Raw genomic sequence first — 9,321 nt, forward strand, 5'->3', positions numbered from 1 at the left:
GATGACCAAGGTCAGCACCGCCAGCGGCCGACACTACGTCTGGGGCCAGGTCTGCGACGGCTGGCACCTGCACGAGGGCGACGACCTCGGCGTGATCGAGGAGCGCGTGCCGCCGGGTGCCGCCGAGGTGCGCCATCGCCATCATCGCGCACGGCAGTTCTTCTACGTGCTCGCCGGCGAGGCGACGCTGGAAGTCGACGGCACGGTGCACCGGCTGCGCGCCGGCGAGGGCCTGCACGTGGCGCCCGGCGCGGCGCACCAGCTGCGCAACGAATCCGCGGCCGATGCCCGTTTCCTGGTGGTGTCGGCACCGAAGAGCCATGGCGACCGCGAAGCGGCGCCGCACGAGGAGGCGCGTTCGTGACCGCCCGCACCCTGCCCGCCGGAACCCCGCTCGACCCCCAGCGCATCCGCGCCGACTTCCCGCTGCTGGCGCGCACGGTGCACGGCAAGCCGCTGGTGTATTTCGACAACGCCAATACCGGCCAGAAGCCGACCGCGGTGATCGAGGCCACCTCCGCGTTCTACCGCGAGCACAACGCCAACGTCGCGCGCGCCGTGCACCAGCTCGGCGAGGAGGCCACCGCCGCCTACGAGGCGACGCGCGACAAGCTGGCGCGCTTCATCGGCGCGCCGTCGCGCAACGAGGTCGTGTTCACCTCCGGCACCACCCAGGCCACCAACACGGTGGCGTACACCTGGGCGCTGTCGCGGCTGCAGCCGGGCGATGCGGTCCTGGTCACGCAGATGGAGCACCACGCCAACATCGTGCCGTGGCAGCTCGTGTGCGCGCGCACCGGCGCGACGCTGAAGGCGGCGCCGATCACCGAGTCCGGCGAGCTGATCGTCGAGAAGTTCGTCGAGATGCTGACGCCGGACGTCAAGCTGGCCGGCGTGGTGCACGTCTCCAACGTGCTCGGCACGGTCAACCCGGTCGCCGAGCTGGCGCGCGAGTGCCGCCGGCGCGGCATCCCGCTGCTGGTGGACGGCTCGCAGGCCTGCCCGCACATGAAGGTGGACGTGGCCGCGCTGGGCTGCGACTTCTACACGCTGACCGGCCACAAGATGTTCGGCCCGACCGGCACCGGCGCGCTGTGGGCGAAACGCGAGCACCTGGAGTCGATGCCGCCGTTCTTCGGCGGCGGCGAGATGATCCGCCGGGTCAGCTTCGAGGGCACCACCTACGCCGATCCGCCGCACAAGTTCGAGGCGGGCACGCCCAATATCGCCGGCGTGGTCGGCCTCGGCGCCGCGATCGACTACCTCGAGGGCGTCGGCATGGACCGCATCGCCGCCTACGAGCGCGAGCTGCTCGCCTACGCCAGCGACGCGCTGGCCGAGGTGGAGGGCTTGCGCGTGTTCGGCACGGCCGCGCGCAAGGCCGCGGTGATCTCGTTCCTGGTCGAGGGCGCGCACGCGCACGACCTGGCCACGCTGCTCGACCACGAGGGCGTGGCGGTGCGTTCCGGCCACCACTGCGCGCATCCGCTGATGCAGTTCTACGGCGTGCCGGCGACCGCGCGCGCGTCGCTGGCCTTCTACAACACCCGCGAGGAAGTGGACCGCTTCGTCGCGGCGCTGCGCAAGGTGCGCTAGCTGCTGGCGTAGCGCCGCGCCGCGGGTGCGCCGCTAGAATGACGTGCATGAGCGAGTCCGCGCTGTACCGCGACCTGGTGCTGGAGCACAACCGCAGTCCGCGCGGCCTCGGCGCGCTGCCCGCCTGCACCCACGCCGCCGAGGGCGACAACCCGCTGTGCGGCGATCGCCTGCGCATCGAACTGGCGCTGGACGCCGCCGGGCGCGTGCAGGGTTTTGCGTTCAGCGGCGAGGCCTGCGCGATCACCACCGCGACCGCGTCGCTGCTCGGCGAGCGCGTGCGCGGGCTGGACGCCGCGGCGATCGCCGACCTCGACGCGCGCTTCGCCCGCCTGGTGCGCGGCGACTGCGATGCCGATCCCGCGCTGGACGGCCTGAACGCGCTGGCCGAGCTGCGCGCCTATCCGGCGCGGCGCAAGTGCGCGCTGCTGCCTTGGGCGACGCTGGCGGCGGCGCTGCGCGGCACGCCGCACGCAACCACCGAAGCCACTGCATGAGCGCAACCCCGACATTCCGTTTCGCCGAACCCGCCGACGCACCGGCGATCGTCGCGCTGGTCGAGTCCGCCTATCGCGGCGACGCCAGCCGCGCCGGCTGGACCACCGAGGCCGACCTGCTCGACGGCCGGCGCACCTCCGTCGCCGACCTGCTGCCGCTGCTGCGCGAGCCGCGCAGTCGCGTGCTGCTCGCCGAGCGCGGCGGCGAGCTGCTCGCCTGCGCGCACATCGAGAAGCAGGGCGAGGCGGCCTACTTCGGCATGTTCTCGGTGCGGCCGGCCCTGCAGGGCGGCGGCGTGGGCAAGGCGGTGCTGGCCGAGGCCGAGCGCATCGCGCGCGCGGACTGGGGCTGCGACGAGATGCAACTGACCGTGATCGACGTGCGCACCGAACTGCTGGCCTGGTACGAGCGCCGCGGCTACCGCCGCACCGGCATCCACAAGCCGTTCCCCTATGGCGACGAGCGTTTCGGCCTGCCGCGGCGTCCCGACCTGCGCTTCGAGCTGCTGGTCAAGCCGCTGACCGCGGAGCGTGCGGCATGAGCGGGTGGGTGCGGGTCTGCGAGCGCAGCGAGCTGCTGCCGGGCGAGTTCAAGGTCGTCTACGACGGCGACACCGCGATCGCGGTGTTCAACATCGACGGCGACCTGTTCGCGGTCGAGGACGTGTGCACCCACGACGGCGGCGAGCTGGCCGGCGGCGAGCTGCGCGGCCACGAAGTCGAGTGCCCGCGCCACGGCGCGCGCTTCGACGTGCGCACCGGCGATGCGCTGTGCGCGCCCGCCTACGAGCCGACCGCGAGCTTCCCGGTCAAGGTCGAGGACGGCGTGGTGTACACGCGCGACGACCGCTAGCGCGGACGGAAGACGGGCCGGCAGCGCGCGCTGCGCGCCCGTCGCCGGCCGCGGTCAGGTTTGCGGCAGCCGCACATCGACGCGCAGGCCGGTGCCCGTGCTGCCGACGCCGAAGCGCACGCGCCCGCCGTGGCGCGCGGCGATTTCGCGCACGATCGCCAGGCCGAGCCCGCTGCCCTCGCGCGCGGTGCCGGGGACGCGGAAGAAGCGCTCGCCGAGCCGCAGCCACAGTTCGGCCGGCACGCCCGGGCCGTCGTCCTCGACCCACAGCGCGTCCGCCTCGGCGTCGCGCTGCAGGCCGACCGTGATCTGCCCGCCGTCGCGGCCGTAGCGCATCGCGTTGTCGACCAGGTTGCACAGCATCTCGCGCAGCAGCACGGCGTCGCCGCGCATCGGCACGCCTTCGGCCGGGCCGACGTAGCCGAGGTCGATCTGCCGCGCCAGCGCTTCCGGCACGCGCTCGGCGACGCACTCGCGCACCAGGGCCGCCAGGTCGAGCGGCTCGGCGACGGCGATCGCGCGCTCGTGCGCCTGCGTGCGCGCCAGCGCCAGCAACTGGCCGGCGGCGCGGCCCGCGCCTTCGGCCAGGCGCTCGATGTGGCCGAGCGCATCGCGCACGGTTTCGGGGCGCGGATCGGCCAGCGCGCGCTCGGCCTGCAGGCGCAGGCCGGCCAGCGGCGTGCGCAACTGGTGCGCGGCGTCGGCGATGAAGCGTTCCTGCAGGCGCACCATCTCGCGCAGGCGCGCCAGCAGCGCGTCGATGGTGCGCGCCAGCGGCAGGATCTCGGCCGGCACGCCGGCGGTGTCGAGCGCGGCGAGGTCGCGCGGATTGCGCGCGCCGACCTGCGCCACCAGCGGGTCGAGCAGGCGCAGGCCGCGCCCGATCGAAAGCCACACCACGCCCAGCGCGAGCAGCACCAGCGCGAGTTCGATCGGCAGCGTGCCGAGCAGGATCTCCCGCGCGAGTATCTGGCGCTTGTGCAGCGTTTCGGCGACCGAAACGACGATGCGGTCGCCCGGCTCGCCGGCGCCGAGCGTGACCGTGGCCATGCGCAGCACATGGCCGCCGATGCGGATGTCGTCGAACACGGCCCGGTCGTCGCGCGCCGGCAGCATGGCCGGCATGGGCACGCTGGCGTCGCCGGAGAGCAGGCCGTGACGCAGGCTGCGTACCGCGAACAGGCTGCGGTCCTCGGTGTCGAATTCGATCAGCAGCCGCGCCTGCGGATTCAGCTCGCCGCGTGCCTCGCCGCTCTGCACGAGTTTCTGCAGCGCGCGCGCCGAGTCGAGCAGCCAGCGGTCGTAGACGTGGCCGGCGTAGCGCAGCGCGAGGCCGTAAGCGGCGAGCGCGCCGATGGCGAGGATCAGGAACAGCGGCGGCGCGAGCAGCGCCAGCAGGCGCCGGCGCAGGCTGGGGGCGTCGGACGGCATCGGCTGGGCCCGCGCCGGGCCGGCTTCAGTCATCGCCCGCTTCCAGCAGGTAGCCGAGGCCGCGCATCGTGCGCACGCGCGCGCCGGAGCCTTCCAGCTTGCGCCGCAGGCGGTAGATGCTGATGTCGAGGCCGTTGTCGGTGAGCGTGGTGTCCCAGTCGCACAGCGCCTCGACCAGGCTGGCGCGACTGACCACGCGATCGCGCCGCATCGCCAGCGCCTCCAGCAGGCCGAGCTCGCGCGCGGTCAGCTCCAGCGGCATGCCGTCCAGGCTGGCGCGGCGTCCGGCGAGGTCGAGGTGCAGGCGGCCGACCACCAGTTCCGGCGCGCCTTGGGTCGCGCGGCGGCGCTGCAGCGCGCGGATGCGCGCTTCCAGCTCGGCCAGCGCGAACGGCTTGACCAGGTAGTCGTCGGCGCCGAGGTCGAGCGTGCGCACCCGCTCGCGCAGCGCGTCGCGCGCGGTGATCACCAGCACCGGCATGGTGTCGCCGCGCTGGCGCAGGCTGCGCAGCAGGTCGGCGCCGTCGCTGTCCGGCAGGCCGAGGTCGAGCAGCAGCAGGTCGTAGGGGTGGTCGCGCAGCGCGCGCTCGGCGTCGCGGCCGCGTCCGAGGCGGTCGACCGCGTGGCCGGCGCGCGCCAGCGTCGCGCACACGGCGTCGGCGATCGCCGCGTCGTCCTCCACCACCAGCACCCGCATGTCCGCCTCCGTCCCGGGCCCTGCCAGCCGCGGCTAGCGTAGCGTTTTCCGGCCCGACCGCGGTGAAAGGCACGGGAAAGCCGCGCCCGCTAGCGTGCGCCCGCCTCTACTTCGATTCTGGGCGAAGATCCCACGCCCACTTCTGCCCGCGTTCCCCTCGCGGGCTTTTTTTTTCAGGGAGGACGGGCCGGAACACCGCGGCCGTCGCGCCGCACGGGAGGCGCGCGAAGGCGATGCCGCGCCGCGCGCAGCAGCATGTTGCGACGCGTGCGGGATGAGCGGTTGGCTAGCGATCCGCAGGGTGGTGCGGCGGGTAGTAGGCGTAGACCTGCACCGGCGCGCCGAGGAAGTCGATGTCGTCGACGACCTGGCCGCCGAGGCGCTGCGCGACCTTGGCCGCGGACTCGTTGCCGGGCCGCACCAGGCTGACCACGCGCGGCACCTGCAGCGTGCCGAACGCGAACGCCAGCACGGCGCGGCTGGCCTCGGTGGCGTAGCCGCGATGGCGGTGCTCCGGTTTCAGCATCCAGCCGAGCTCGAGGTCGGGCCAGCCTTCCGGCCGCATCAGGCCGGCGCGGCCGACGAAGGCGCCGTCGGTCTTGCGCTCCAGCGCCCACATGCCGTAGCCGCGCAGTTGCCAATGGCCGAGCAGCATCGCCAGCGAACGCCACGCGTTCATGCGGTCGAGCGGCTGGCCGTCGCCGATCCAGCGCGTGCTCTCGGGGTCGGCGAGCATCGCCGCGTAGGCGTCGAAATGGCCTTCGTTGAAGGCGACCAGGCGCAGGCGCTCGGTCTCCAGGACGGGAATGTCCGGCATGGCTTGGACGGGACGGGACATTGAACCGGCCCTGGGGCGCTCAAAAAAGCGATTGTCGCACCCCCGGCGCCGTCACGGAAGCGCCGCAAACCGGGCCAGCACCGCGGTCCCGTCGCCGCGCAGCGCAACCGGTTGCGGCGCGGCCGCGGCGGCCACGCGCAGCGAGTCGCCGGCCTGCAGGCGGATGCGCGCGCCGGCGGCGCTCGCCTCGACGCCGCCGTCGAGCAGGTGCAGCAGCCATTCGACGCCGGGTTGGGCGATCAGCGCCGGCAGGTCCGCCGTAGCGCCCGCGTCGACCGCCATGCGCACCGCGTCGCGGCGCGCCATCACGTTGAAGTCGCGGGTCGGCCCGTCGAGCAGACGACCGGTCACCGCGGCTTCGCCGGCAAAGCGCGCGGCCTGCAGGCGCCGCGTCAGCGTCACCGGCGCGGCGTCGGCGAATTCGAGGCGCATGCCGGCGCCGTCCAGCAGCAGTAATTCGCGGTCCACGCCGGGGAACGGCGAGAACGGCCCGTCGGCGGCCACCTCGGCGATGCTGACGCGCCAGCGGAACGCGCTCGCGGCGTCGGCCGCGCCGGGTGGGTCGCGCGCCAGCTCGGTGGTCCAGCCGGTGCCGTTCTTCCAGCGCGTGCGGCGGTAGTCCGCCGAAGCCAGGCGCGCGAGCAGGGCCACGGCGGCTCAGCCCAGCAGCGACTGCAGTTGCGCGGTGGTGCGGCGCAAGCTCTCGTCCCAGCCGAAGCCGACGATCGGCGCGCCGGTGGCGGCGTCGCGGAACGCTTCTTCCTGGCCGGGCGCGAGCAGGTGGCGGTAGTCGACGGTGATCTCGCTGCCGGCGGCGAGGTCGGCGGCGGCGAAGATGAAGCCGAGGTGCCACAGCGCGGTCGGCGCGAAGCTGTGGTTGACGTAGCACTCGTCGGGCCAGTCCGGCGACAGCGTGTAGCGGTCCTCGAACCAGCGCACCGAGGTGTGCAGCAGGGCGGCCAGCTCGGGGCGCGCGTTGATCTCGTCGAAGCCGTAGGTGCGGTCGATCGCGTCCGGCGCGACCACGATGCGGCCGCGGCGCGTCGCCTCGTCGACGAACAGGCCCTTGCCGGCGCCGGGGATGGTGGATGCGTCGATGCGGTAGCGCGGCAGGATCATGGCGTGCGGCGGCGGGTTGCGAAGGCGCGCGAGTGTAGCGCAGCGCGCCGTGCCGCAGACGCCGGCGGGAACGGCGCCGCGCGGCGCGCGTTCCCGCCGCAGGGCTCACTTCGCGGGGGCGGGGCGCGTCGGCTTGGCGGCCGCGACCGGCCGGGCCGCGGCCGCGGCGCCGTTCAGGCGGATCGCGTCGCGGTTGCGTTCCAGCGTGCGCTGGCCGATGCCCTTGATCTGCGCCAGTTGGTCGGCGCTCTTGAACGGGCCGTGCGCCTCGCGCCAGGCGACGATCGCCTGCGCCTTGCTGAGGCCGATGCCGTCCAGCGACTTGGCGATGGTGGCGGCGTCCGCATGGTTGATGTCGACCGGCGAGGCGGCCATGGCGGGCAGGGCGAAGGCGAGCGAGAGCAGCAGGGCGGCAAGGGTCTTCATGACGGTGGTCTCCGTGTCGGTGCGGCGCGGCTTGCGCCGTGGGGCCAAGGTACGCAGGCGCGTGTTCCGCCGCTGCCGGCGCATCGCGGGCGCGCCTGTCCGCGCCGGGCGCGTCGCGCTGTCGGAATGGGCCGACATGCCGCCCTGCTAGAATCGCCGCTTCTGCGACTCCGCCAATACGACCGAGGACCCGCGCATGGATACCGCCAGGCTGCAAGCGTTCGTCGGAGGGATGTGGGACGACGAGGTCGTGCCGCAGCTCGTCGAGTACATCCGCATCCCCAACAAGTCGCCGATGTTCGACGCGCAGTGGGTCGAGCACGGCTACATGGACGATGCGGTGAAGCTGATGGAGCGCTGGGCGCGCGCCAAGCTTGCCGGCGTGGCCGGGGCGACGCTCGAGGTCGTGCGCCTCGAAGGCCGCACGCCGCTGATCTACATCGACGTGCCGGCTTCCGGCGCCGCCTCCGGCGACGACTGCGTGCTGCTGTACGGGCATCTCGACAAGCAGCCGGAGATGACCGGCTGGAGCGACGGTCTCGGCCCGTGGACGCCGGTGATCAAGGGCGACAAGCTGTTCGGCCGCGGCGGCGCCGACGACGGCTACGCGATCTTCGGCTCGCTGTCGGCGCTGCTGGCGCTGCGCGACCAGGGCGTGCCGCACGCGCGCTGCGTGGTGATGATCGAGGCCTGCGAGGAATCCGGCAGCTACGACCTGCCGTACTACGTCGACCACCTCGCCGCGCGCATCGGCAAGCCGTCGCTGGTGGTGTGCCTGGATTCCGGTTGCGGCAACTACGACCAGCTCTGGCTGACCACGTCGCTGCGCGGCATGACCGGCGGCAACCTGAAGGTGACCGTGCTGGACGAGGGCGTGCATTCCGGCGACGCCTCCGGCGTGGTCGCCGACAGCTTCCGCCTGCTGCGCCAGTTGATCTCGCGGCTGGAGGACGAGGTCACCGGCGCGATCCGCCCGCGCGAGCTGTACGTCGAGGTTCCCGCGCAGCGCCTCGAGCAGGCCCGCCGCTCCGCCGAGGTGCTGGGCACCGCGGTGTACGACAAGTTTCCGTTCGTCGCCGGCATGCGCCCGGTCGCCGAAGACCTCGCCGAGCTGGTGCTCAACCGCACCTGGCGCCCGCAGCTCGCGGTGACCGGCGTCGATGGCCTGCCGCCGCTCGGCAGCGCCGGCAACGTGCTGCGCCCGCACACCGCGGTCAAGCTCAGCCTGCGCCTGCCGCCGACGCTGGACGGCGCCAAGGCCGGCGAATTCGTCAAGCGCCTGCTGGAGGCGAATCCGCCGTACGGCGCGAAGGTGACCTTCGAGCTGGAGAAGGCCTCGACCGGCTGGAACGCGCCGCAGCTCTCGTCGTGGCTGGAACAGGCCGTGGCGGACGCCTCGCAGCGCGCGTTCGGCGCGCCGGCGGCGTACATGGGCGAGGGCGGCACGATCCCGTTCATGGGCATGCTCGGCGAGAAATTCCCCGGCGCGCAGTTCCTGATCACCGGCGTGCTCGGCCCGCATTCCAATGCGCACGGCCCCAACGAGTTCCTGCACGTGCCGACCGGCAAGCGCGTGTCGATGGTGGTGGCACAGGTGGTGGCGAAGCACGCCGAGGCCAGCGCCAAGGGCCTGACCCTGGGCGTCGCCGCGCAGGCCGGCCACGCGCAGATGGGCGACCACGGCTGCTGCTGAGCGCGCAGCCGTTCCGGGGCCGGAGGCAGGGCGCGGCGGGCGATAGGCGCCTCGGCCGGCGCGCCCACCGCATCCTGCCGGCGCCGGGCGGGGCCCGCCCGCCCCGTCTTTCCCGGGCGCACGGCCGAAACATCCGCGGATCGAAACCCGCCCTGCGCTTGCCCGGCAGCG

12 protein-coding genes are annotated in these 9,321 nt (G+C 73.6%); 6 read left to right on the plus strand and 6 right to left on the minus strand.

Annotated elements, in window-relative coordinates:
• The first annotated feature begins 1 nt into the window (after window position 1).
• Genes ABFC67_RS09825 through ABFC67_RS09845 form a run of 5 tightly spaced genes read left to right on the plus strand, consistent with a single transcriptional unit; the run spans window position 2 to window position 2,946 of the window.
• Window positions 2-364: a cupin domain-containing protein gene (locus ABFC67_RS09825; protein WP_346737838.1), complete on the plus strand. Its 363-nt coding sequence runs from the start codon at window positions 2-4 to the stop codon at window positions 362-364.
• Window positions 361-1,596, plus strand: coding sequence for a cysteine desulfurase (locus ABFC67_RS09830; protein WP_346737839.1), 1,236 nt, complete (start codon window positions 361-363; stop codon window positions 1,594-1,596). The genes ABFC67_RS09825 and ABFC67_RS09830 overlap by 4 nt, the downstream gene beginning before the upstream one ends.
• A 47-nt stretch (window positions 1,597-1,643) precedes the next feature.
• Window positions 1,644-2,093, plus strand: a complete 450-nt coding sequence (gene sufU / locus ABFC67_RS09835; protein ID WP_346737840.1) for a Fe-S cluster assembly sulfur transfer protein SufU — start codon at window positions 1,644-1,646, stop codon at window positions 2,091-2,093.
• A complete protein-coding gene (locus tag ABFC67_RS09840; RefSeq protein ID WP_346737841.1) occupies window positions 2,090-2,635 on the plus strand; it encodes a GNAT family N-acetyltransferase in 546 nt (181 codons plus the stop codon). The genes sufU and ABFC67_RS09840 overlap by 4 nt, the downstream gene beginning before the upstream one ends.
• A complete protein-coding gene (locus tag ABFC67_RS09845) occupies window positions 2,632-2,946 on the plus strand; it encodes a non-heme iron oxygenase ferredoxin subunit (RefSeq protein ID WP_346737842.1) in 315 nt (104 codons plus the stop codon). Before ABFC67_RS09840 ends, ABFC67_RS09845 begins: the two co-directional genes overlap by 4 nt.
• Before the next feature lie 54 nt (window positions 2,947-3,000).
• Here the strand turns inward: ABFC67_RS09845 and ABFC67_RS09850 are convergent, their stop codons facing one another.
• The 6 genes from ABFC67_RS09850 to ABFC67_RS09875 form a co-directional block, all read right to left on the minus strand.
• Window positions 3,001-4,410, minus strand: a complete 1,410-nt coding sequence (locus ABFC67_RS09850; RefSeq protein WP_346737843.1) for a sensor histidine kinase N-terminal domain-containing protein — start codon at window positions 4,408-4,410, stop codon at window positions 3,001-3,003.
• The gene (locus ABFC67_RS09855) at window positions 4,403-5,074 is read right to left on the minus strand and encodes a response regulator (RefSeq protein WP_346737844.1); all 672 of its coding nucleotides are present in this window, start codon (window positions 5,072-5,074) and stop codon (window positions 4,403-4,405) included. Before ABFC67_RS09855 ends, ABFC67_RS09850 begins: the two co-directional genes overlap by 8 nt.
• Window positions 5,075-5,360: 286 nt before the next feature.
• Window positions 5,361-5,912 carry a GNAT family N-acetyltransferase gene (locus ABFC67_RS09860; protein WP_346737845.1) on the minus strand — a complete coding sequence of 184 codons (552 nt, stop codon included), beginning with the start codon at window positions 5,910-5,912 and terminating at the stop codon, window positions 5,361-5,363.
• A gap of 51 nt (window positions 5,913-5,963) precedes the next feature.
• A complete protein-coding gene (locus ABFC67_RS09865) occupies window positions 5,964-6,563 on the minus strand; it encodes a HutD family protein (protein ID WP_346737846.1) in 600 nt (199 codons plus the stop codon).
• A 6-nt stretch (window positions 6,564-6,569) separates the two neighbouring features.
• A complete protein-coding gene (locus tag ABFC67_RS09870; protein ID WP_346737847.1) occupies window positions 6,570-7,031 on the minus strand; it encodes an SET domain-containing protein in 462 nt (153 codons plus the stop codon).
• 105 nt (window positions 7,032-7,136) lie between these two features.
• Window positions 7,137-7,457, minus strand: a complete 321-nt coding sequence (locus ABFC67_RS09875; RefSeq protein ID WP_346737848.1) for a helix-hairpin-helix domain-containing protein — start codon at window positions 7,455-7,457, stop codon at window positions 7,137-7,139.
• 196 nt (window positions 7,458-7,653) lie between these two features.
• On the opposite strand from ABFC67_RS09875, the gene ABFC67_RS09880 reads away from it, so the two are divergent.
• Window positions 7,654-9,150 carry a M20 family metallopeptidase gene (locus ABFC67_RS09880; RefSeq protein WP_346737849.1) on the plus strand — a complete coding sequence of 499 codons (1,497 nt, stop codon included), beginning with the start codon at window positions 7,654-7,656 and terminating at the stop codon, window positions 9,148-9,150.
• Window positions 9,151-9,321 lie beyond the last annotated feature (171 nt).

The sequence above is a fragment of the Mizugakiibacter sp. genome (assembly GCF_039680435.1).
GTDB lineage: Bacteria > Pseudomonadota > Gammaproteobacteria > Xanthomonadales > Rhodanobacteraceae > Mizugakiibacter.

Excerpts from the sequence above, each read along its gene's own strand:
- ABFC67_RS09850 (WP_346737843.1), bottom strand. The coding sequence starts at position 4,410 with ATGACTGAAGCCGGCCCGGCGCGGGCCCAGCCGATGCCGTCCGACGCC.
- ABFC67_RS09825 (WP_346737838.1), top strand. The coding sequence starts at position 2 with ATGACCAAGGTCAGCACCGCCAGCGGCCGACACTACGTCTGGGGCCAG.
- sufU (WP_346737840.1), top strand. The coding sequence starts at position 1,644 with ATGAGCGAGTCCGCGCTGTACCGCGACCTGGTGCTGGAGCACAACCGC.
- ABFC67_RS09860 (WP_346737845.1), bottom strand. The coding sequence starts at position 5,912 with ATGTCCCGTCCCGTCCAAGCCATGCCGGACATTCCCGTCCTGGAGACC.
- ABFC67_RS09855 (WP_346737844.1), bottom strand. The coding sequence starts at position 5,074 with ATGCGGGTGCTGGTGGTGGAGGACGACGCGGCGATCGCCGACGCCGTG.
- ABFC67_RS09880 (WP_346737849.1), top strand. The coding sequence starts at position 7,654 with ATGGATACCGCCAGGCTGCAAGCGTTCGTCGGAGGGATGTGGGACGAC.
- ABFC67_RS09845 (WP_346737842.1), top strand. The coding sequence starts at position 2,632 with ATGAGCGGGTGGGTGCGGGTCTGCGAGCGCAGCGAGCTGCTGCCGGGC.
- ABFC67_RS09875 (WP_346737848.1), bottom strand. The coding sequence starts at position 7,457 with ATGAAGACCCTTGCCGCCCTGCTGCTCTCGCTCGCCTTCGCCCTGCCC.
- ABFC67_RS09870 (WP_346737847.1), bottom strand. The coding sequence starts at position 7,031 with ATGATCCTGCCGCGCTACCGCATCGACGCATCCACCATCCCCGGCGCC.
- ABFC67_RS09840 (WP_346737841.1), top strand. The coding sequence starts at position 2,090 with ATGAGCGCAACCCCGACATTCCGTTTCGCCGAACCCGCCGACGCACCG.